The organism is Methanofastidiosum sp. (assembly GCA_013178285.1).
In the GTDB taxonomy this organism is placed as follows: Archaea; Methanobacteriota_B; Thermococci; order Methanofastidiosales; family Methanofastidiosaceae; genus Methanofastidiosum.
Window position 1 is genome coordinate 1 of the sequence record JABLXD010000014.1, and the last position, 21,514, is coordinate 21,514.

A 21,514-nucleotide genomic window follows, 5' to 3' on the forward strand; every position below is an offset into this window, starting at 1 on the left:
AGAGCCAATCAAAAAAGATATTGATTCTCTTGAAGTGTTGATAAAAAAGTTTGGCTGCACTCCCAATGCATCAATTGAAGAGATTAAAAAGAGGAAAAAAGTACTGAACATGATGTACCACCCAGATTTCAATGTAAATAAGCCTGATCAAGTCAAGAAAGAAATGGAAGATATGTTAAAAGAAATAAATGAAATCTATCAGAAAATCTTGATCAAAAAAGGAGAAAAATAACCCAACTTAATAATTTTACTAATGTTATAACCCGTTGTAATATAACCTAAAATTAGTAAATTTCTCTTATATTAAAAGCGTTATATTGGATAAACTTTCCCTATTTTCCCTAATTTTTTCCATATCCTTAAATATATGGAAAAGTCTCACTTAATCGAGAATAGGATGAGAATTACATGCCTGGTGTCGAAGTTGATTTAAATACAGTGGGGGGCAACTTATTATTATTTATTTTTTCTCTTATTCCCCTACTTGAGGGATTGATATGTATTTGGGTAGCTCTTTATTATTTTAAAACAGGAATACCCTAGGGATATACTGAATCTTGGGAAGAAGATAAAACTTCTTATTTTATTGCAGGAATAATTTTTGGTAGCATATTTTATTCAATAGGATTGTTCATGACCTTTATGTCTTTTCAAGGAATTTTTAAAAATTATGTGGATCTGAATATGGCAACATATCTTGCTTGTATATTTCCGATTTTGATTATATTCGCGACCATATTATTCCTGTACCGATACTGGAAGAAAGAAGAGCCGAAAAGTAAGAAGGGGGCCGAATAAATGACATCTGACTTTAAACCTGGCAAGGCCTACCTAATAGAAGGCAAGAGCATAGAGCAAGTTAAGGGTGAGATCAAGGAGTGGTTTCAGAAACATGATTTTGAGGTCTTAGAAGAAGGAAAGAAAGAGATACAGGGGCGCAAAATTCCTTTTGGGGAAGGCTATGATATATGGCTCTACATCAAATTAAAGTCAATTAAAGGCGGCACCCTAATGGTATTTAACAATACATATGTGACTAAATACTATGACTGGAATCTTATCTGGTTCCCATATCTAAAAAACTATGTTTTAGAATGGTCAAAAAATCTTGTTAGATTTTTATTGAGCAGAGAAGAAACTGAACTCAACTATACTAATAAATTTTTTTATTTTGGATATTTTTTAAGTGCTGTTTCCATTATTCTTTCTTTTATCCTTGGTGTGTCAGGAATCATATCTTCAAGTGCTATGCTTTTATTGATAATAATCGTCTGTCTTTGCTTGGGTATAGGCCTGAACGTCTCACGTATATTATATGGAAATAAACTTTCAAACCTTCCAGAATACAAGGTAGAAGAGTACAAGGGAGAAATTGAGATTGATTGAAGGCGGCAGTATAAATATAGAACTTAGAAAAAAAATATTCTATATCGCCGCAGTTTGTACAGCCAGTGTCTTATTTTATTATTTTTTTATTGTATTAGGATCCCTTGGATTATTCTTTATGGTTACTCCAAGCTGTATTATCTTCTTGTGGCTTTACATAGTATTTGCTAGGTACACATCTAAAGCCAATAAATTAAATCTTAGATTAGGATTATTATTGATAGTGCTCTTGATAATTTCGTATATTATAGGTATTTCTATAGAGTTTTTAGAAACAGTTTGATAAAACAATCAATTTATAGTTTATTAAGTTAAACTTAATAATTTTACTAAAATTATTTACGTTACAATTTTTCGAGGATTTGTTTATTACCCTTTTATAATTAATAATAAAAATCTTTTTAATTCAATATAAAAATCAACTAAATATGGCCCACAAATTCAATGTAAAAGAAATGCATAGATTGGATTCCCCTGAAAGAAGAAAAATATTACCTCCTGAAGAAACACTAATTAAAGCTGGCCTAAGAATTAAGGATATTTTTATAGATATTGGATGTGGAATAGGTTATTTCTCGATACCTGCTTCAATAATTATAGGAAATGAAGGTAAGGTATTTTCTCTTGATACCTCTAGTGAAATGCTAGAAGAACTTGAAAGAAGGATATATGAAAAAAAGATAAGAAATATAAAGCCAATTCTTTCAGAATCTTACAAATTTCCATTAGAATCTAATATTGGAACGTTTGCTTTAATCTCAAATGTTCTTCATGAAGTTGATGACAAACTTAGCTTTCTCAAAGAAACAAATAGAGTTTTATTGGAGGAAGGAACTCTATGTATCCTCGAATGGCAGAAAAAAGAAACTGAAAGAGGTCCGCCATTAGAAGATAGACTTAGTGAATCGGAAATAAAAAATCAATTAGAAAAAACAAATTTTAAACTAATCAATAGCTTTCCAATAGGAGAGTTTTTTTCTGCTTATATATCAAAAAAATTATCTATATGAATTTCAATCAGATTAGAATTATTAAATCTTCACTTGCCTTTTCGCAAAGATCTAAAAGATCCCATAAATCGCTTTTTCTTTAATGGAATTCCTACAAATTCTTCTTTGCTTACGGATTTGACATCTTCAATTGAAACAAAAGAATCTGGAGCAAACTTATCGATGGCCTCGTATATGGGCTCAAGTTTCTTTCTTTTTATAACAGTGAACAATATTTTTACATCACCCTTTTTACCATGAGCATCAACAATTGTAACGCCACATTTTTCTTTTCTTAAGAAATCAATGATCTTTTCGGTATTCTCTTTTGTAATTATTCTAGCAATTACATGTCCAACAGCAAGCCTCTCCTCTATTACTATTCCAACGTAATTTCCGGCTGCAAAACCGCCGGCGTATGCCACGTAGTGGATAATACTATTGACATTCTGCATTACCTGTCCCATAACATTAATCCAAATAAAAACTTCAAAAAATCCAACTAGGGGTGCAAGTTTCTTAAGATTCTTTGATACAAATATTATTCTCATGGTTCCAAGGCTTACATCTGCCACTCTTGCAAGAAAAATCAATATTGGCAAAATCCAAAAAGCTGCGTCCATAATAGCACCCTTAAAACTACCAATTTTAATCAGTTTAAAAGTATTTATGTATTACTTCAAAATATATCCAAAACAATTACTTATAGGCCATTATTATTTCTTGAAAGTCGAAATACATTTAAACAAATATTTAACAAATCTAACGAGATTATGCCAAAAGTTTTTCCCGATTACAGAGAAGAGGCTAAGAGCAGAATAATAAGGGAATCTGTAAAGTACTTTTCAGAAAAAGGATATCACAAAACTAAGATGGCAGAAATTGCAGAAAGCCTTGGTGTTAGCAAAGGAGCAATATACCAATATTTTGCCAGCAAAGAAAATCTATTTCTAGAAGTAATCAAATATTATGTCGAATATACCCAAAAAGAGTTAATATCCTTTTTAAATTTAAGGCAACCAAAAGATATGTCAACAGATGAATTTTTTGACATTATGTTTAACATGGGGCAATCCCAATCGGAAGGAAATCTTAAACTTTTGGATAGATTATTTCCCCCTCTTGATTTTAATCTTGCAATATCAGAACTAACTACAAGTAATCCTTCCATGAAAGAAGAGATGACAGAATACTATAAAGATTCAATTAAATTAATGGCAGACTACTTTGACGATTACAAGAAAAGAGGCATTATCAAGAAAAATATAGATACTTTTTCATTATCAATGGGAATTACATCCCTACAAGATGGACTCATGACAGCAATTCAAATGGGAATAGATATATCAGAAATAAGAAAAACTTGGAAGGAAATAACTAAGATGGTATTAAAAGATGCTTTGATTGAAGATTAATAATTGTATTTCTAACTTTAGCCAATAAAATTAATTCCAATAAATTTAAATTAGTCAATATTAATAGATTTAGTATTAGACGCTTGGCAATGATGATATGGAAAATATTCCTCTTTCAGTTAGAATGCTTTCAAGATTATTTCCACTTAGATTTTTCTTTGCAAAATTTACTAGAATACCTGTATTGGGGAAATTCATGGATAGAATGTTTTTTGAAAATGATAAGATTTTCTATATGCCAAAAGACAAATTAATCCAAATAAATCAGAGTATTGATCAAGATGGATCAATAGTGATGCCTTCAGAAGTATTAAACTATTTTATAGATAAATCAAAACACCATGTAATAATGAATTTTTGCATATGCAGAAAGTCAAAGGACTGCGAGCATTACCCCCAAGAATTAGGTTGTCTGTTTCTTGGCGAAGCTGCATTAAATATAGATCCTAAACTTGGAAAACGGGTGACAAAAGAAGAAGCAAAAGAACATGTGAAAAAATGTCGTGAAGCGGGGCTTGTGCATTTGATTGGCCGAAATAAACTCGATTCAGTCTGGCTAAAAGCTAAGCCTCCAGAGAAACTATTGACCATATGTAACTGTTGCGAGTGTTGTTGTCTTTGGATGATGCTACCAAATCTTTCTAAAGAAATAAGCTCTAAGGTAACAAAATTAGATGGCCTTGAAATAGAAGTAACTGATAAATGTACTGGGTGTGGAGAATGTGTGGACATATGTTTTGTAAGGGCTATAAAAATCGTTGAACGACAAGCTATAATAAATGACAATTGCAGAGGTTGTGGAAGGTGCGTTGATAAATGCAGATTCAATGCGATTGAAATAAGATTAGATAATAATTCTTTAGAAAATTCTATTATTAATATTACTAATTCTATTGATTTAACGTAGTTGACCATACTAAATCTTTATATAGAAAATAGACATATATCGTTACTTATGTATGTAATAGTCGTAGGTGGCGGGCTTACAGGATATAATATCGCAAAACTTCTAGTCGAAGAAGGTATTGGCGTTGTTGTTATTGAGAAGGATCTTGCAAGATGCCAAGAAATCTCAAAAAAAATAGATGCCCTTGTAATACAAGGTAATGGTTCAAATCCTAAGATTCTAGTTGAAGCCGGGGCAAAAGATGCAGACCTTGTTGTGGCTGTTACAAACTCTTCAGAAGTAAATTTGATATCTTGTATAACTGCAAAGAATCTTGGAGCAAGAAAAACAGTTGCAAAAATTGCAATTGAGTATACTTTTACAGAAGATATTGATTTAAGCAAAGTTGGAGTAGATTACTCTTTCTCACCAGGTACCATTATCGCATATGACGTTGAAAGAATTCTAGAACTGCCAAGTGCCCTAGCTATTCAAGCTTTAGCTGATGGAAAGGTCACGATGGCAGAGTTCTTAGTCAAAAGTGACTCCAAATACATTGGTAAGGCTTTAAAAGAAAAAATATTTCCAGATGAAACTATAATAGGGGCCGTTCTTAAGGGCGAGGATACAATAATACCAACAGGAGAGTATACATTTGAAGAGGGTGACAAAACTTTCATCCTTGGTAAACCAAAACTAGTTGAGAAAGTTATAGAAAGATGCAGTGACTGCCAAAGAATTAGAAAAGTAATGATTGTTGGTGCAAGTAATACTGCTGTTCAACTTGCAAAAATGCTTGAGAGGAGCATGTCAGTGAAACTCATTGATAGCGATGCAAAAAGATGCGAAGAGATATCTAAGATCCTACAGAAGACTCTAGTGATAAAAGGAGACATAATGGATCTTTCTCTACTGAAAGATGAAGGAATTGGGGATGTAGACGCTTTTATCTCTCTAACAAGATATGACCAATTAAATCTATTTTCATGCTTGATAGGCAAATATTTGGGAGCCTCAAAAACAATCGCAAGAGTTGAAAATATTGAATTGATTAAATTCTTTGAGGATATGGGAGTTGATATAGCCTTAAGCCCAAAAATATCTACAGCTGAACACGTTATGAGATTTATTAGAATGGGCGGCCTTAAATCTCTTATAATACTTCCAACTGGTCAAGCTGAAATTATCGAACTATCTCCTACAAACAGCGCTAAAATTCTCGGGAAACCTTTAAGAGATATAACTCTCCCAGAAGAAATTCTATTCTTGATTATCGTAAGAGACAATAAACTCATCATACCAAGAGGGGATGATATTGTTCAAATAGACGACAAAGTCATAATATCTGCAAAAGTAGAGAAAATTAAAAAGATAAAAGAATTATTTGGACAATATTAATTATTTCTTATTTTTATATGCTATGCAAGATATTTCTATGTCAGAGTTTTTTGGTAATTTTGATACTTCGACAGTCACTCTGCTCGGTTTGATGTCGAAACTAAATCTTTTCTCATATATTTTATTAAATTTTTCAAAATTTCCTAAATCCTTCAAGTAAACTTCGGATTTAATAATGTCTTGCAGAGACAGATTTTCTTCTTTTAAAATAGCTTCGATATTATCAAGAACAACATCAGTAGCTTTTTCGATATCATTTAGAACGAGTTCTCCTGTTTTCATAACCGGAATCTGCCCGGATACAAAAACAAAATCTCCTGCAACTACTCCTTGAGCGTAAGGACCCACTGGAGCGGGGGCATTTGTAGTTTTTAATACTTTTTTCATATAAAACACCATGGCCTAAATTAATCAATAATATGTGAATAACTATATTAAATTATTCTATTGGAAAATAGTATGAAAGTACTAATAGTAAATAATATTGGGCGTGAAGGGCCTGGTCTTTTAGAAGAGATTCTTGAAGAAAATGAAATTGAATCATATACTTATGAGTACCAAAAATATAAAGCATTTCCTTCCCCCGGGGATTATGGTGCAATATTTGTTTTTGGCGGTCCTGATAGCGCTAATGATGAAACAGACAAAATGATAGAAGAAATTAAAGGCATAAAAGAATTCTTAGCAAAAGGAGTTCCCTTTTTTGGAATATGTTTGGGACTTCAAATAATGGTAAAAGCCCTAGGGGGGACTGTTAAAAAAAATGCAATAAAAGAAATTGGATGGAGGGATCCTAAAGGTCAAATCTTCAAGATATATTTAACTGAAGAAGGGAAAAAAGATCCTATTTTTGAAGGTATTAACCCTGAATTCGAGATATTTCAACTGCATGGGGAAACTGTTGAACTTAAACCAGGGTTAAAATTATTAGGAACCGGAGAGTACTGTAATAATCAAATATTAAAATATGGAAAAAATGCATATGGATTCCAAGGACATATTGAATTATCCTGTGATTTGTTTTATAATTGGATTAAAGAAGATGAAGACCTAAATAGATTGGGCATATCTCAATTAGAAAAAGATTACAGAAAAGTGAGAGAAAAATATGAATCAAATGGAAAGAGAATAATTAAAAATTTTTTAGATGTTTATGTTTCTAAAGTAAAATAAGAACATTCTGTGATATCTATATTATCTTTTTAAATAATTTTATAAATACTATAAATACTAATATATACTAGATTAAATGAGGTTAAATCCAGTTTTGCATATACTAGGACAACTGCTCCAGATGGTTGGGATCTCAATGATAATTCCCCTACTTTGGGGCATATACTATCTTGAAGCAGAATCCTATATATTCCTTATTTGTATCTTAATCACATTACTAACTGGATCTTTCTTAAAATTAGTTTTCAAAGAGGAGGAAATTAGACTTATTGAAGGATTCGGAGTTGTTTCTTTTTGTTGGATAATAATCCCTATTTTTGGGGCGCTTCCGTTTTATCTCTCGGGCCAACTTGGATTTATTGATGCCTACTTTGAAAGCATATCTGGATTTACAACTACAGGGGCTTCAGTGATAAACAACGTAGAAATTTTGCCAAGATGCATTTTATTTTGGAGGTCTTTTACCCACTGGTTAGGTGGTATTGGGATAGTTGTTCTAGCTTTAATAATATTGCCAGCTCTTTCAGTTGGGGGTAGACAGATCTTTTTATCTGAACCGTCGGGACCAAAATTGGACAAATTAAAACCACAGGTGAGGGAAGTTGGAAAAATTATATACGGAATATATATTTTATTCACAGGTGTCCAAATTATTCTATTAACATTTGCTGGTATGACTCTTTTCGATGCATCTTGCCACTCTTTTGCAGCTCTTGCAACTGGGGGATTCTCAACTAAGAATGCAAGTATTGGATTTTATAATAGCCCCTTACTCGAAGGGATAATAATACTTTTTATGTTTCTTGGAGCGACAAGTTTTTCTCTGCATTATGCAGCACTTAAAGGAAAGATAAATTACTTAAAAGATAATGAATTTATGTTATATTTCTCTATTTTGATCTTTTCTACCCTGATCGTAACATTAGATCTTACTTACCAATTACATGAAAATATTTTATTGGCTTTTAGACATGCCATATTTAATGTAATAAGTATATCCAGCACCACAGGATATGCAACAACGGACTTTAATTTGTGGCCCGATCTCTCAAAATTAATACTGCTTATCCTTATGTTAATAGGTGGTTGTGCTGGTGGAACAGCAGGTGCCATAAAAGTCATAAGAGTACTTTTATTAATTAAAATAGGATTAAGGGAGCTCTATAAAATTATACATCCCAATGCAATCTTCCAGATTAAATTCAATGGTAAAATAATATCTGAAGATATACTTCATGGCATAGGGGGCTTTTATTTTTTCTACATGGTTACTTTTGGGTTGTGTAGTTTAATAATGCTTGGCTTTGGTAATGATTTTCTAACTTCTATTTCTTCAGTTGCTGCTACTTTAGGAGGAGTGGGGCCAGGATTTAGCCTTGTTGGACCGATGGCAACATATAGTTTTTTACATCCAATTGCAAAACTTGTTCTGTGCTTCTGTATGTTAGCGGGAAGGCTTGAATTATTCACATTATTTGTATTATTTGTCCCAAGCTATTGGAAAGAGTAAATTTAATAAGCCAATGAAATAAGAAGGGATAAGATATTTTTGATTTCATTGGGGTCTATCGATGCGAACTAGAACTGTCCTAAAGATTATAGGAAGATTACTAATGATGATAGCCGTTTCGATGATATTCCCTTTGATATGGGCATTTTATTATGGGGAAGAAGAATTACTCGTATTTATTGTTTCTATATCAATAACATTTTTGTTTGGATATGTTTTAAGTGAAATTAAAGAAAAAGATGAAGGGCTAAGGCTCATTGAAGGTTTAGGTGTTGTATCCTTAGGATGGGCTGCAATTTCAGCCTTTGGAGCCCTTCCTTTTTATCTATCGGGAACATTAGGATACCTTGATGCATACTTTGAAACAATGTCTGGGTTCACTACAACGGGTGCGACTGTTATTGTTAATATTGACATATTGCCAAAATCTATTCTCTTTTGGAGGGCAATGACACAGTGGATTGGAGGTATGGGGATTATAGTTCTTGCTGTAGCAATTCTTCCCGCTCTTTCTATTGGGGGGATGCAAATGTTTAATGCAGAATCTCCTGGGCCCAAACTTGACAAATTGAAACCACAAATAAGAGAAACCGCAAAGATACTATATGGAGTCTATCTTATTTTTACAGGTGCAGAAATAATTCTTTTAATCGCTGGAGGTATGGGGTTTTTTGATGCGTCTTGCCACACTTTTTGTACCCTTGCAACTGGAGGCTTTTCAACAAGAAATGCAAGCGTTGCATATTATAACAGCCCTTTTATTGAAGGGGTTATAGTAATTTTTATGTTTTTATCTGGAGCTAACTTTATGCTTCATTATTCTGCATTAAGAGGAAAGTTAGATTACTTCAAAAATAAGGAGTTTTTGTTTTATACTTTTGTTCTTGTATCTTCAATTCTTATAATGACTGCAGATTTAAGATACAGTGTCTTTAATAATCTGAGTGATGCTTTTAGGTATTCTTCTTTCCAAGCTACTAGTATAATGACCACAACGGGGTTTTCAACAAATAATTTTGATGCTTATCCAGCCCTTTCAAGGACTATATTGCTTGTTCTGATGTTTGTGGGAGGCTGCGCAGCTTCGACAGGTGGAGGGATTAAAAACATTAGAGCTCTTATCATATTAAAATATTTTTACAGAGAAATCTACCAATTTGTCCATCCAAATGCTATTTTATCCATCAAAGTAGGGGATGAAACTATACCTGAGGATGTTCTTAAAGGTGTTATAGCCTTTTTTATAGGGTATATGGTAATTTTTATTGTTTCAACACTAATTGTTACTGCATATGGTATTGATATAATAACGGCCATATCAAGTGTTGCTGCGACCCAAGGTAATGTTGGTCCAGGTCTAGGTCTTGTAGGGCCCCTATATACCTACGCATTACTGCCTAATTTAATAAAAATAGTATTAACTTTCTGTATGTGGGTTGGAAGACTTGAAATATTCACAGTAATGGTTCTTTTTGTACCTGATTTTTGGAAAGAATAAAAAATTAAATTAATTCTTTTTCTACAAGATTTATGGCTTCGTCAATTTTTTTCTTTAATGCAGGAGACAATCCTTTGATTTCAATGTCTAAGAAACCACGAACAATAGCTGCTGTTGCTTCATCTCGAGTAAATCCCCTTGACATTAAATAAAATATTTCTTCTTCAGCGATTTTTCCAATCGCCGCTTCATGGCTTAAATCCACATTAGGATATTTTGCTTCTAATTCAGGGATTGCAATTATGCTCCCTTGCTCAGATAGCATCATGCCCATGCATTCTAAATGCCCTCTTGCATCTGGAGAGTCCCCTACAATATCGCCCCTAGAATAGATAGTACCGCCTTTACTTATTGCCCTAGAAAGTATTTCTGCACTAGCTCCTTTTCCCTTAATAATAACTCTGCTTCCAGTATCAACTATGGAATCATTTATAGCCACTATCACGCTACTCATTATTGCAGTAGAATTATCTCCATTGAGATGAACAGTTGGATATGATTGAACAATCTTGACTGGATTCATAATAATATAGTTACTTATGTAAGTTCCACCCTCTTCGACAATTGCAGCACTTCTTGGCCTAACTTCAATGTTGTTCTCCCAGTTATGAATCATAGTGAATGAAAGTTTAGCATTCTTTTTAACATAAAACTCAGAGATTCCAAGATGCATGCCTGTCGTAAGGCCAGGGTGAGATGCGCATCCAGAAATTATATTTAGTTCGGAATTTTCTTCTGCAATTATAATATTATGGACTTTCTGTTTCTTAGGTGATTTTAGATATAGACAAGCCTCAACTGGGAAGTCTACCTTAGCCCCAGGAAGTGCTCTTATAAAATACCCATTTACATCCTCAACGTCGACTTCTTTGGTATATTCGTCTTTATCACGAGAAACTACTTTCCAAAAATAATCATGAAGCCAATCATATTTTTCCAGGGCTTTTTTTATGCTGATCATTTCTATACTAGATGCAAAACTTGAAGATGTTTCAACTTTTTGATCTACTTGAAGGAATATTGCAGAGCGCTTTTCCTTGTCCATCTCTATTCCGACTTTTTCCAGCTTGTCCTTTACATCCTTATCGAGTTCTGGAATCCTTTCAGGCATTTCTCAACACACCCCTCGTAACCTTTCTTACTGATTTCTTCAAGCATAGCGTATGGGTCACCCATGCAGGCAACCATGCCCTTGTAAAGAATAACTCCGTAATCAGCATCGACATAATCAAGAATATGGCCTTGATGCGTAATAATAAGGCCAGATTTTTTTCTTTCACCTGCCTTCTTTTTTCTGTCGAGTAATTCACTCATTGCATTCCCTATTAATGCGATGTTTTCTAGATCTACTCCGCTATCTGGTTCATCAAAAAGGACTAAATCAGGATTTAGAGTCAAAAGTTGTAATATTTCTGAACGTTTTACCTCCCCACCGGAGAATCCAACGTTTAGACTTCTGTTCAAAAATTTCTCCATATTGAGCATCTGGGCATATTCATAAATTTTGTTCGGGTCAGTTCCACTCTGATTAGCACAGTTAATCAGAGTATCAATCAACTTTAGACCACTAACTCTTGGCGGTGTCTGAAAGCTTATGCCCATTCCCATTTTGACTCTTTGATCAGTTGTTAGATTATTTATTTCCTGATTTTTAAAAAAGATTTTACCGTAAGTTACCTTAAATGCAGGATTTCCAATTAAAGTCATTAATAAAGAAGTCTTACCATTGCCATTTGGCCCAAAAAGAACATATGTCTGACCTTCTTTAATGTAAAGGTTGACGTGGTTAAGAATTGGATTACCTTCAACTTCTGCCCCTAAATTTACTACCCTTAACATATTAATCCCTGATAGTTAAATATAGATAGGCTATTTATTTGTTACTATTAAAAATTATAAGGATAAGCATTATATCATCTAAAATCAAATTTATTTCAATGAAAAGGATAATAATGCATGTCGACCTTGACTCATTTTATGCTTCTCTAGAAGAAAATAGAAACGGTTCCATACGGGGCAAACCTGTTGTTATATGCGTTTATTCTGGTAGGACTGAAGATAGCGGTGCTGTAAGCACCTCAAATTACAAAGCTAGGGCACTTGGAATTAAGGCCGGTATGCCCATAATAATTGCAAAGAGGATTGCAAAGGGCAAAGATGTCGCATTCTTGCCTGTCGACATGGAGTATTATAGAGAAGTATCGGATAGAATAATGGATTTAATGGAAGACGAATCAGACATAATGGAGCAAGTCAGCATTGATGAAGCCTACTTAGATGTTACGGAAAGAACAAACGGAGATTTAGATAAGGCGATTGAAATAGCAAACACAATAAAAGAAAAAATAACTTCTCAAGAGGGTTTAACTGCTTCAGTTGGAATATCCTCTAATAAATTTGTTGCCAAGATGGCATCTGACTTTCAAAAACCAAATGGATTGACTGTTGTAAAGGAAATCGAAATAATATCATTTCTAGAAAATCTAAAAGTTTCTAAATTACATGGAATCGGAGGCAAAACGACTAAATCTTTAAATGATCTTGGTATTGAAACTGCAAGTGATCTGGGATCATACGATTTAATAGAGCTTGAAGAAGTATTTGGTAAGAATAAAGCCAAACTGCTTCACGATAAATCCTTAGGCATAGACGAGACGCCTGTTGAACCAAGAGAGAAAAAACAACTTTCAAGAATAGGAACTTTAAAAGAAGATACAAAAGATAAAGATATTATTTTTGATAAGATACTTGAGTTATCAAGGGATATGCAGCAGCGAATAATAAAAAATAATGTATCATTTAGGACTGTATCCCTAATAACTATTGATACTGACTTAAAAACTCAAACAAAAAGTGAAACGATAGCTCAAACTAAGGATATTCAAAAAGTTGTTTCAATTTCTAAACAGCTACTTGAAAAATATCTTCAAGAGAATTCCGATAAAAAACTTAGGAGAGTTGGAATAAGAATATCCAACTTAGAGTTTTCTAAAAGCCAGAAGACTCTAGATGAATTTTAATAATACATTTTATCTATACTTACCTTACCTTTAGATAAAAATACGCCTTCATTTTCTAATAACTTTTTTTTCATCTCAAGCCCTCCTTGGAATCCCCCTAAAGTTCCATCAGACCTTATTGCACGATGACACGGTATTATCAAAGGGAAAGGATTATTGGCCAATGCATTTCCCACTGCCCTTGCACCTTTAGGATTACCAATTTCTTTTGCGATTCTTGAATAGGTGCTTACATAGCCTCTTGGGATATTATACTCTGCAAGTAGTACTTTTTTCTCAAAATCTGTACATATGCCAAAATCAAGAAGTTCAAGATTAAATTTGATATTCTCTCCTGAAAGAAATCTCTTTATTTCAAAAATAAATTCATTCAAAGAGTTAGATTTCTTGACAGACGGATACCCACTTTTAATTTTAAAAAGTAAATTATTTTTATTTTCAGGGAGAAATATCTTAGTTACTTTTGTTTGATTATTCTCTTCTTTCCAAATAATTCCGAAGGTCCCTAATTTAGAGCTTTCTACACTATAGAAATTATTCATAATATCTTGAATTATTCCATTAGTTCTTCGACTTCTTCTTTCCCTTTTTCCAATTCTTCTGCTTGTTGTTTATCTAAGGCAAGTAACAAAGTTTGAAATTCACCTACATGTGTCTTTTCCTCTTTTGCAATATCTAGGAGAATCATTTTTATATGGTTATTAGTTGCCATAGCGGCAAGTTGTTCGTAAAGATTAATTGCGTCTAATTCTGCTATAATTCCAGTTCTTAAAATTTCTTTATCAATGTCTTCTTTTCTTACATTATCTATCTTTATCGGTATATTTGAAAGCATTAAAACACCCATAAGGTACTAATCTTCAAGATTTATATTTCTTTTGAATTATCAAAATCCAACTGTAGTGTTAGAGAAAGATTCTTGGTTTTCAACTCTTGAGATCCCGTCCCTCTTTGTTACTCTTAAAACATGATCAACATAGCTTTCAATTTCTGGCTCATGCGAAACTATAATTACTTGATTCATTCCTAGCATATCGAGAACATCTCTAACCCTATCAAGCTGTTTTCTTGAAAATCCATCTGTTGGTTCATCAAGAATTATAAGGTCTTGTGTTTTTATTTCGTCAACTAAATTATTTATTACCCTATTTAATGCAAGCCTGTATGCAAGGGCAACAGAAGTTCTTTCCCCGCCTGAAAGCGATTCATAATCGGCATCGAATCCTTCTTGCCTCAAAATTGGAGTGAAATCTTCGTCAATTGAAACTTCTATTTCATCTCCTTCAAGTAAATTTTCAAGCCATTTAGAGAAATATGATTCAAATTGTAGCCTAAGTGATTCCATAAATTCTTTTTCCATTGTTTCCATTAAACTGATAAAGTAGTTATCAATCCAGTTAGAAACTTTCTCAAGTTTCTCTTTTATATGGGCATATCTTTTCTTCTCTTCAATTTCTTTATTGACTCTGTTAATATCATTTGCAAGGAGTTCAAGTTCTTTTGATTTTTCGGCTTCTTCTCTTTCTTTCTTTATTATATCTCCAGAAATCAGCGTTAACTCTTGATTAATTTTTTGTTTTTCAGATTCTATGCCAGAATATTTTTTTAGACTTTCTTTTAGTGCATTAATATCAACGATTAAAGCATTTTTTTTATGGTTTAATTTCTCCAAATCGTTCTTAAGATTTAAAGCATCTTTATATTTTCTAGTAAGTTCAAGACTGGCCTCTTTTCTTTTCTCAAGTTCATTAATTTCTTGTTCGACAGGTGAAAGTTTTTCTATATCAGATGACACCTGTATTTGTTCTTGGGACTTATTGGTAATTTCTTTGTCCAATAAAGCATGCTGAGAAGTTAGGTTAGTTAACTCATTTGAAATTAGGGTAAAGGATTCAATTTCTTTAATTAAATCTTCGAGTTTTAATTTTTTCTCATTTTCTGAATCAATTAATTTTTTTGATTTTATTTGTAATTCCTTATTAATTTCCCCTATTTTAAACTCTACTTTTGTGATAACTTCATTTGTTTGATTTAAATTGTTTGTAAGGACACTCTTTTCTTTCTCAATTCTAGATATCTCATTTTCCTTGTGCTCATCAGATATTTTCTGTTTACATAGTGGGCACAAAGCAATTCCTTTGAGATTTTTCAAGGACGAAAGGTCATTCTCAATAGATCTTAGACTTCCTAAAGTAATAGAATTTTGGTCTTTATATTCAGAAATTTTTGCATTATACCTCTCTTTTGATTTTAACAAGTTATCAATTTCTTTATTGGCTCCTTCTTTCATTTGGTAAATAGCTTCAATGTTTTTTTGTATTGTCGAGATTTCTCTTTTTATTTGATCTATTGATTGGCCATATGGCCCTTTTAAAAGAGAAAGCATGTCCTTCTTTAATTTTATTTCATTGGATATTTTTTCGATTGCTTCTTTTTTATTTGATAATTCCACTTCAAGTTTTCCTTCACTAATCTTTAAAATATTTAGTCTCTCTTTTTTTTCCTTAGATTTTGAAAGATTATCTTGGATGGCCTTAATCTCATTTTCAATAGAGGAAATCTCCTTTTCCATATCTATTGTTTCTTTCCCAGCCAAGATTTCTGTAATTTTTAGTTCTATATTTGATATACTTTGATCATGATTCTTGAATTCAGCTTCTTTGACTGCAACTTCCTTTGAAATAGCCTGAAATTGCTTAAACATCTCGTCAATTTGTTCAGATTTTTTCAAGGCCAATATTTGATTTGTCTTAGAATTTTTTAGTGATTCTTTTATTTCAATTATCTCTTTATTTAGTTTGTCTTTTTTCTCTGAAACAATTTTAAGTTCTTCTTTTTTCTCATTTAGTCCTTTTGATACGACTTCATAACTTGATGCTTTTCTTTTGAGGTCAAGTCTTAAATTATTAGAATTATCTCTTATAGTCTTATACCTATCAACGCCGAATATCCTCCTCAATATCTCCATCCTATCTTCTCTTTTAGAGAGTAAGATTTGTTTCATCTCTTCTTGTGGGGTATAAACGGTGTATCTATATATTGGATTTTTTTGTTTTGAGAATAATTCTTTAGGATATCCCAATAAAGATAATATTTCTGCTTTAAGCTCTGAGGGCGTCATTTCCTTTCTATTTCCCTCGATTGAGATATAACCAGTTGTTTGGGATATTGTTTCTCCTTTTTTTTGTAGACTCCTACCAACAATTATCTCTTTCCCTTCTAATTCAAATTCTAAACGCACCATCCCCTCTCGTTCTCCTCTTCTCAAAAGGGAGGATGCCAGTATATCTCCCAATCCAAATAAGGCAAATTCTATTGCCAATAATATTGTTGATTTACCAAATCCGATGTCTCCCGATAATAAAAACGATCCTTCTGGAAAATCTATTTTTTGGTGTTGATAGCTTCTTATATTTAGCATTTCAAGGGCTAGAAGTTTCATCCAAATCCTCCAGAAGTTTATTTTTTGAAAGATAATCTATGGACTCACTTAACATACTTTTATTATAATCATCTTTCTTTTCGCCTTCTTTTTTCTCTCTTGATAAAATGTCCATGAATGTCTTAACAAAAGATACTGGTTCTATCTGACAATCTTTGATTTTTATTTGATCCTTATGGCGAATTATTACTTCTTCTTCAAGTTTCTCTTTAGTCAAAGACGAATTTTTTATCTCTTTAAACTCTTTAGTTTTGATCTCCCTTGTATCCCTTTTCACCAAAATTGCGCCTTTGTTTTCCAGGTATAGGATAATTTTTTTAAAATTAATATCCGAAAGATTGCCTTCTATTTTACCTCTAAATTTCAAAATAACAATGCTTCCTTTTATCTCATTTTTATCGGCCGAAAGTCTTACTTTTTCTTCAACGTTGATTGGATGTGTTCCTTCCAAATTTATATCTAGAAGAATTACTGGGGCTATTTTAATAGGAATATACATCTTAGCAAGGGATCCATCATTATATTCCACTAGATAAAATCCTCCGCCTTTGAAGGATAATAACTCATCTATATTGTTTGGAAATAATGCCCCCGGGAATACCACATTTTTATATTCGCCTAATTCAAATTCCCCTTTTTCATGGATATGTCCACCTGCATAATACGTAAAACCTTTTGGCAGTAAGGATATTGGCATTGATTCCATTTGGTAAAGATTATTTGGCTTTAATTCTTGAATAGCAGAGTGAAATAAAAATATTTTTTCACCTTTTTGTTTTTCTAGCTCATCTCTGTCAAGGGAGTTATATGTTGCCTTCTCTAGACTGCCCCTAATTCCAGATATGCCATAGATTCTAGTATTTGTTTTTTCATCTAAAATTCCTTTTAGAACGAGCTTTCCTTCTTTTTCTTCTCCAGATGTAACTCTTTTTAGAAGGCCTGCTTCTTGAAATACTTTAAGGATAGTTCGGCCGGTAGGCGAAAAATCGTGTGAGCCTTCAATAACGTATACAGGTATACCTTTTATTTTTAGCTCATATAATTTTTTTGCAGCTTTTGCCATTACTTCAATAGTAGGATTAGAAGAATCAAAAAGATCTCCTGAAATCAAAACAAAATCAACGTTTTCCCCAATAGAAATGTCAATTGCTTTTTCAAATGCCTTTATCCCAATTTCTCTTAGAGTTTCTTCTCTCCAGCCCCCTAAATGGAGGTCAGCCATGTGTGAAAATTTCACTCTAAGTCGACCCCTCTAAAAGTCTTTTTATCCTTAGATTTATTATTTTCCTTAAAAATATCTTCAAAAAGAGGTATCTTTAAAGGTATAGCCAACTTAGAAAATGTCGAAGTTAAAAGTGCCTCCCCTATATCCAGACTAGCAATGTTTCTTGATTCTTCAGAAATGTCTTGAGGAGAACTTTCTATTAATGCGCTTCTCTCATTTGACATTTCAGTTCCCATAATTATTTTTGTATTCATGTTTGCAAGTATCTCCTTAGGTATCAAACTGGGAAGTTGCGTTATTGCTACAAGACCAACTCTAAATTTTCTTCCTTCTCTTGCAATTGTTCCAAAAATATTTGTTCCTTTGTCGAGCACATCTTTCCCAAGTACCCTTGGAGCTTCTTCAATGATAATACTAATACAGGGTTTGCTTTGAAGGTGGCCTTTGAAACTAAAGTCACGATATCTTGAAAAAATACCTTCGGCAAATATGCCTCCAATCAATAGTTCAACTTCTCCACCAAGTTTAGAGGTATCTAGAATAACAGTTTTTCCTGTTTCAAGGTGTTCAACTACATTTTTTATTGTGGTCGAACCACTATTATTTGAAAATAAATTCGTTCTAAATGACAACTGCCCGTTTTCTGAAGAAACACCAAATATATTATTGAATTTTCTTTTTAGTACATCAAGTGTTACTAATGAAACTCCTTCCTCTTTATCTGAAAGTACAATATTTTCTATCCAATTTTCTTTGTCTTTGTTATAAAATAGGTAAATACATTCGATTTGGGCTTCTGTCAAAGATACTATGCCTGTAAGGTGCCAAGGCTTTATTGTTTTTAAATCAAGTACAAGTGTACTACCGCCTGCAGGAGGATTTGTCGAGTAATATACAATTTTATTTCTGGCTTTTGGATGATCTTTCAATCCTTTTTTTACCCTTCCATAATATTCGTCATGTGGGTCAATGACTAACAAACCTGCATAATCTTCATTTAGCAGATTATAGGTAAGAACTTTTACTAGATTAGATTTTCCTTTACCGGTGGAAGCGGATATTAGCATGTGATGCGTTAGAACATCGTCACCCTTCAGAAAAACATCGATATCTAATATTCTTGAACCGCTTCTTATTTGACCAAAGAAAAGTGGCCTATTTGGTTTTTCAAGAAACTTTAAATCTTCTTCTTTTATCCTTTCAACCTCAGAAAAAAACTTAGGGAGTTTTTTTGGTAGATGGTATCTATTTGGAGTAACAAAAAGTATAGGTTTTAAAATAATGAGTATAAAATTCGAAAGGTCATTGTCTAAAAAAGACAGGTTTGATACCTCTTCTAACTTTAATCCTGCAGCTAGACTTCTAATTCTTTCAGGTATTTGGGAACCATAGGAAATATCAAAAACTTGTAATATGAAATATCCATTATTCTCTCTTGTGATGAGTAATTCTCCTAGTTCCACATCTATTCCGGTCTTCTGTCTGATTATTATTCCACTAAAATCGCCCGATACAATTTTTCCTACAACATCCAAATTAACAACTCCTACATCCATTGTAAACTATCAAGAACGTCATGCGCATCCTCTACGCTGATATTTTCGTCTATAAATCTTAGAATTTCTTCATCGTCACAAAGCGACATAAAAAGTGCCTTCTGTGTTTCTTTTTCATCACTTCTGATTCTAGCAATATAATCTGCATCAACTAATCCATAAGGATATCCCGGAAATCTAAGGTCCACCGAGTTAGACGCTATTATCCCCAATATTTCTTCTATACCTTTCCTACTAAGCTCCTTTGCTCTATTTTTTTCTATTTCAAATCTAAATGTATACCTAGACGAAGGGTGAAATTTAACAAAATACATTTCAGCACTATGATCTGGGTGATTTATTTCTGCAACTGGATAATAATACCATAGTTTATTGGGGCATATTTTATTGCCCAATAGTTTTATTGCATAAGATAGTGACCTACCTTTTGAAGTGTAGAGTCTTGATCTTTTAGCAATTCCACAGAATGTGACTTTTTTATCTTCTGCCGCTTGATATGCTTTTTTTGAATAATTAGATTCCCCAGTAATGGCCGTTTGAAGAGAACCGTCTCTCACTAAGATATCCCCTTTTCCAAGTTCTGTTTGTATTATTAGCTCAGACACTTTCCACTCAAGAAATCTTCTAGCAACTCCGCAAACTGAACCAAGTTCAGCTCTAAAATTTCTGTTAGAGATTGTTGGATCGTGAGAATTTATAGTTTTATCTGCATCTTCAAGATCAAATCCATATTCTTTTGAAAATGGAAACAACTTAAAATTAAAATCTATATCCTTTTCATTTCCTAGAGCTTTACCAAAAACATAAAACTCAAATTTTTGTGGCAAATTATTTGGCATGACAATTTTATTATTCATGAATATGTTAAAGTATATTCTGACAAGCCCTAAATAAATTGAGGGTGAAGAAATTAATTCAATATTTCCGCCATCTATATAAGTGACCTTTTTATTTTCATCAAAAAGATCGAATTCTCTTACATTATTTTTATCCAAAGGGAAGGAAGAATATCTCTTGTCGCTAAACTGAGGCTGTTCTCCATCAAAAATATCTTGCCTAGATTTTTCTTCACTTTTTATTAAATTGATAATATCTTTTATTATTTCTATATTCATCTTGTTTTAAAAATGAAAATTGAATATAAAAAACTATCTTCTAAAATTATTCTATAAAATCTGCCTTGATTCCGCCCACTGCCCGTGCAATAATATTGTAAAATCCTGCAAATATTATCCCAAGAATCGTTCCTGAAACAGCATAAGCTATTGGAAATCCCACTATTCCGCCTAAGGCAACTAATGCACCCGCGTTAGGGGGGATGCTGCCATATATTTCAGGATAATATTGGGGACCTAGTGCTCCTGCTATTACAAAAGCAATTGCGAAGATTATTCCTGCAATTAAACCTATTATTAGTCCAATGAAGAAAAACATCTTGGCAACAGAACCAATATCAAAACTTTTAATCTCCTTTTTCATTGAATCACAAAATAAGTAAAATGAATTAAAATAAATAATTAACGTATAAAATTAGAATAATAAAAACTAAAGGTAATATTTCATTTCAAGAGAGTTTTCAGCGAACCCACATGCTTTGTAAAATTTCTTTGTCATTGGGTCGCCACCCTCAATTGAAACTGTTATGTATTTGCACTTTATTCTTTTTCCATAATTTATAGCAGCTTCTAGAAGTCCAGCCCCCACACCTTTTCCTTTATATTCGTCCTTTATTACTATATCTTCAATATGGCACACGTTGTAACTGTAGAAAAGTATTGGTTTAACAAATAGAGATAAGAAACCACAAATTTCGACACTATCAAGTAAATTCTCTTCGGCTACAAATATCTTTATGTTTGGATTTTTAATGTATTCTGTAAGTACCTTATTAAAATTAGCAATTTCATCAGGAGACTTTAGAGGTACATTGTGCAGACTTTCAATAAGATCATAGATATTATACCGGTCTCTAAACGAAGCTTCCCTAACCCTCAACAAATTCACCTTATTAAATTT

General features: G+C 32.7%; 23 protein-coding genes. 11 read left to right on the plus strand and 12 right to left on the minus strand.

Annotated features, from left to right (window positions below):
* The 4 genes from HPY60_05970 to HPY60_05985 form a co-directional block, all read left to right on the plus strand.
* A partial coding sequence (locus HPY60_05970; protein ID NPV50727.1) for a DnaJ domain-containing protein occupies positions 1 to 232 on the plus strand: 232 nt, incomplete at its 5' end.
* A 566-nt stretch (positions 233 to 798) separates the two neighbouring features.
* Positions 799 to 1,386: a hypothetical protein gene (locus tag HPY60_05975; GenBank protein ID NPV50728.1), complete on the plus strand. Its 588-nt coding sequence runs from the start codon at positions 799 to 801 to the stop codon at positions 1,384 to 1,386.
* Positions 1,373 to 1,669, plus strand: a complete 297-nt coding sequence (locus HPY60_05980; protein ID NPV50729.1) for a hypothetical protein — start codon at positions 1,373 to 1,375, stop codon at positions 1,667 to 1,669. Before HPY60_05975 ends, HPY60_05980 begins: the two co-directional genes overlap by 14 nt.
* Before the next feature lie 145 nt (positions 1,670 to 1,814).
* A complete protein-coding gene (locus HPY60_05985) occupies positions 1,815 to 2,396 on the plus strand; it encodes a class I SAM-dependent methyltransferase (GenBank protein ID NPV50730.1) in 582 nt (193 codons plus the stop codon).
* 29 nt (positions 2,397 to 2,425) lie between these two features.
* Here the strand turns inward: HPY60_05985 and HPY60_05990 are convergent, their stop codons facing one another.
* The gene (locus tag HPY60_05990) at positions 2,426 to 2,998 is read right to left on the minus strand and encodes a DUF2179 domain-containing protein (protein ID NPV50731.1); all 573 of its coding nucleotides are present in this window, start codon (positions 2,996 to 2,998) and stop codon (positions 2,426 to 2,428) included.
* A 150-nt stretch (positions 2,999 to 3,148) separates the two neighbouring features.
* Between HPY60_05990 and HPY60_05995 the strand changes: the two genes are divergently transcribed.
* The 3 genes from HPY60_05995 (at position 3,149) to trkA (ending at position 6,074) form a co-directional block, all read left to right on the plus strand.
* Positions 3,149 to 3,790: a TetR/AcrR family transcriptional regulator gene (locus HPY60_05995; GenBank protein ID NPV50732.1), complete on the plus strand. Its 642-nt coding sequence runs from the start codon at positions 3,149 to 3,151 to the stop codon at positions 3,788 to 3,790.
* A 97-nt stretch (positions 3,791 to 3,887) separates the two neighbouring features.
* Positions 3,888 to 4,697: a 4Fe-4S binding protein gene (locus HPY60_06000; protein ID NPV50733.1), complete on the plus strand. Its 810-nt coding sequence runs from the start codon at positions 3,888 to 3,890 to the stop codon at positions 4,695 to 4,697.
* A 48-nt stretch (positions 4,698 to 4,745) separates the two neighbouring features.
* Positions 4,746 to 6,074: a Trk system potassium transporter TrkA gene (trkA, locus tag HPY60_06005; protein NPV50734.1), complete on the plus strand. Its 1,329-nt coding sequence runs from the start codon at positions 4,746 to 4,748 to the stop codon at positions 6,072 to 6,074.
* Here the strand turns inward: trkA and HPY60_06010 are convergent, their stop codons facing one another.
* Positions 6,075 to 6,461: a hypothetical protein gene (locus HPY60_06010; protein NPV50735.1), complete on the minus strand. Its 387-nt coding sequence runs from the start codon at positions 6,459 to 6,461 to the stop codon at positions 6,075 to 6,077.
* A gap of 72 nt (positions 6,462 to 6,533) precedes the next feature.
* Between HPY60_06010 and HPY60_06015 the strand changes: the two genes are divergently transcribed.
* The 3 genes from HPY60_06015 (at position 6,534) to HPY60_06025 (ending at position 10,255) form a co-directional block, all read left to right on the plus strand.
* Positions 6,534 to 7,247 (plus strand): type 1 glutamine amidotransferase, encoded by a 714-nt coding sequence (locus HPY60_06015; protein ID NPV50736.1) that lies wholly within the window; start codon positions 6,534 to 6,536, stop codon positions 7,245 to 7,247.
* Between the two features lie 76 nt (positions 7,248 to 7,323).
* Positions 7,324 to 8,757: a TrkH family potassium uptake protein gene (locus HPY60_06020; GenBank protein ID NPV50737.1), complete on the plus strand. Its 1,434-nt coding sequence runs from the start codon at positions 7,324 to 7,326 to the stop codon at positions 8,755 to 8,757.
* A gap of 61 nt (positions 8,758 to 8,818) precedes the next feature.
* Positions 8,819 to 10,255 carry a TrkH family potassium uptake protein gene (locus HPY60_06025; GenBank protein ID NPV50738.1) on the plus strand — a complete coding sequence of 479 codons (1,437 nt, stop codon included), beginning with the start codon at positions 8,819 to 8,821 and terminating at the stop codon, positions 10,253 to 10,255.
* A gap of 4 nt (positions 10,256 to 10,259) precedes the next feature.
* On the opposite strand, the gene HPY60_06030 is transcribed toward HPY60_06025, so the two are convergent.
* Complete coding sequence (locus HPY60_06030) at positions 10,260 to 11,366, minus strand: SufD family Fe-S cluster assembly protein (protein ID NPV50739.1); 1,107 nt, start codon at positions 11,364 to 11,366, stop codon at positions 10,260 to 10,262.
* Entirely contained in the window at positions 11,330 to 12,094 is a 765-nt protein-coding gene (locus tag HPY60_06035) for an ABC transporter ATP-binding protein (protein ID NPV50740.1), read from the minus strand. The genes HPY60_06030 and HPY60_06035 overlap by 37 nt, the downstream gene beginning before the upstream one ends.
* Positions 12,095 to 12,192: 98 nt before the next feature.
* Here HPY60_06035 and dinB point away from each other — a divergent pair, with 98 nt between their 5' ends.
* Positions 12,193 to 13,275, plus strand: coding sequence for a DNA polymerase IV (gene dinB, locus HPY60_06040; protein NPV50741.1), 1,083 nt, complete (start codon positions 12,193 to 12,195; stop codon positions 13,273 to 13,275).
* Here dinB and HPY60_06045 read toward each other — a convergent pair.
* From HPY60_06045 to HPY60_06080, 8 genes are all read right to left on the minus strand, one after another.
* Positions 13,272 to 13,817 (minus strand): methylated-DNA--[protein]-cysteine S-methyltransferase, encoded by a 546-nt coding sequence (locus tag HPY60_06045; GenBank protein ID NPV50742.1) that lies wholly within the window; start codon positions 13,815 to 13,817, stop codon positions 13,272 to 13,274. The two genes, dinB and HPY60_06045, sit on opposite strands and share 4 nt — an antisense overlap.
* Before the next feature lie 11 nt (positions 13,818 to 13,828).
* Complete coding sequence (locus tag HPY60_06050) at positions 13,829 to 14,110, minus strand: rubrerythrin (protein ID NPV50743.1); 282 nt, start codon at positions 14,108 to 14,110, stop codon at positions 13,829 to 13,831.
* A gap of 51 nt (positions 14,111 to 14,161) precedes the next feature.
* Entirely contained in the window at positions 14,162 to 16,717 is a 2,556-nt protein-coding gene (locus HPY60_06055; GenBank protein NPV50744.1) for an SMC family ATPase, read from the minus strand.
* Entirely contained in the window at positions 16,698 to 17,954 is a 1,257-nt protein-coding gene (locus HPY60_06060; protein NPV50745.1) for a DNA repair exonuclease, read from the minus strand. The genes HPY60_06055 and HPY60_06060 overlap by 20 nt, the downstream gene beginning before the upstream one ends.
* Positions 17,951 to 19,498 (minus strand): ATP-binding protein, encoded by a 1,548-nt coding sequence (locus tag HPY60_06065; GenBank protein NPV50746.1) that lies wholly within the window; start codon positions 19,496 to 19,498, stop codon positions 17,951 to 17,953. The genes HPY60_06060 and HPY60_06065 overlap by 4 nt, the downstream gene beginning before the upstream one ends.
* Positions 19,489 to 20,613 carry a hypothetical protein gene (locus tag HPY60_06070; protein ID NPV50747.1) on the minus strand — a complete coding sequence of 375 codons (1,125 nt, stop codon included), beginning with the start codon at positions 20,611 to 20,613 and terminating at the stop codon, positions 19,489 to 19,491. Before HPY60_06070 ends, HPY60_06065 begins: the two co-directional genes overlap by 10 nt.
* A gap of 46 nt (positions 20,614 to 20,659) precedes the next feature.
* Complete coding sequence (locus tag HPY60_06075) at positions 20,660 to 20,977, minus strand: hypothetical protein (GenBank protein NPV50748.1); 318 nt, start codon at positions 20,975 to 20,977, stop codon at positions 20,660 to 20,662.
* Between the two features lie 66 nt (positions 20,978 to 21,043).
* On the minus strand, positions 21,044 to 21,493 hold the full coding sequence (locus tag HPY60_06080) for a GNAT family N-acetyltransferase (GenBank protein ID NPV50749.1): 450 nt from the start codon (positions 21,491 to 21,493) through the stop codon (positions 21,044 to 21,046).
* Positions 21,494 to 21,514 lie beyond the last annotated feature (21 nt).

What these genes read in the sequence shown, in the direction of transcription:
- HPY60_05975 (NPV50728.1), top strand. Translation starts at nt 799, where the DNA reads ATGACATCTGACTTTAAACCTGGCAAGGCCTACCTAATAGAAGGCAAG.
- HPY60_05985 (NPV50730.1), top strand. Translation starts at nt 1,815, where the DNA reads ATGGCCCACAAATTCAATGTAAAAGAAATGCATAGATTGGATTCCCCT.
- HPY60_05990 (NPV50731.1), bottom strand. Translation starts at nt 2,998, where the DNA reads ATGGACGCAGCTTTTTGGATTTTGCCAATATTGATTTTTCTTGCAAGA.
- HPY60_05995 (NPV50732.1), top strand. Translation starts at nt 3,149, where the DNA reads ATGCCAAAAGTTTTTCCCGATTACAGAGAAGAGGCTAAGAGCAGAATA.
- HPY60_06000 (NPV50733.1), top strand. Translation starts at nt 3,888, where the DNA reads ATGGAAAATATTCCTCTTTCAGTTAGAATGCTTTCAAGATTATTTCCA.
- trkA (NPV50734.1), top strand. Translation starts at nt 4,746, where the DNA reads ATGTATGTAATAGTCGTAGGTGGCGGGCTTACAGGATATAATATCGCA.
- HPY60_06010 (NPV50735.1), bottom strand. Translation starts at nt 6,461, where the DNA reads ATGAAAAAAGTATTAAAAACTACAAATGCCCCCGCTCCAGTGGGTCCT.
- HPY60_06015 (NPV50736.1), top strand. Translation starts at nt 6,534, where the DNA reads ATGAAAGTACTAATAGTAAATAATATTGGGCGTGAAGGGCCTGGTCTT.
- HPY60_06020 (NPV50737.1), top strand. Translation starts at nt 7,324, where the DNA reads ATGAGGTTAAATCCAGTTTTGCATATACTAGGACAACTGCTCCAGATG.
- HPY60_06025 (NPV50738.1), top strand. Translation starts at nt 8,819, where the DNA reads ATGCGAACTAGAACTGTCCTAAAGATTATAGGAAGATTACTAATGATG.
- HPY60_06030 (NPV50739.1), bottom strand. Translation starts at nt 11,366, where the DNA reads ATGCCTGAAAGGATTCCAGAACTCGATAAGGATGTAAAGGACAAGCTG.
- HPY60_06035 (NPV50740.1), bottom strand. Translation starts at nt 12,094, where the DNA reads ATGTTAAGGGTAGTAAATTTAGGGGCAGAAGTTGAAGGTAATCCAATT.
- dinB (NPV50741.1), top strand. Translation starts at nt 12,193, where the DNA reads ATGAAAAGGATAATAATGCATGTCGACCTTGACTCATTTTATGCTTCT.
- HPY60_06045 (NPV50742.1), bottom strand. Translation starts at nt 13,817, where the DNA reads ATGAATAATTTCTATAGTGTAGAAAGCTCTAAATTAGGGACCTTCGGA.
- HPY60_06050 (NPV50743.1), bottom strand. Translation starts at nt 14,110, where the DNA reads ATGCTTTCAAATATACCGATAAAGATAGATAATGTAAGAAAAGAAGAC.
- HPY60_06055 (NPV50744.1), bottom strand. Translation starts at nt 16,717, where the DNA reads ATGAAACTTCTAGCCCTTGAAATGCTAAATATAAGAAGCTATCAACAC.
- HPY60_06065 (NPV50746.1), bottom strand. Translation starts at nt 19,498, where the DNA reads ATGGATGTAGGAGTTGTTAATTTGGATGTTGTAGGAAAAATTGTATCG.
- HPY60_06070 (NPV50747.1), bottom strand. Translation starts at nt 20,613, where the DNA reads ATGAATATAGAAATAATAAAAGATATTATCAATTTAATAAAAAGTGAA.
- HPY60_06075 (NPV50748.1), bottom strand. Translation starts at nt 20,977, where the DNA reads ATGAAAAAGGAGATTAAAAGTTTTGATATTGGTTCTGTTGCCAAGATG.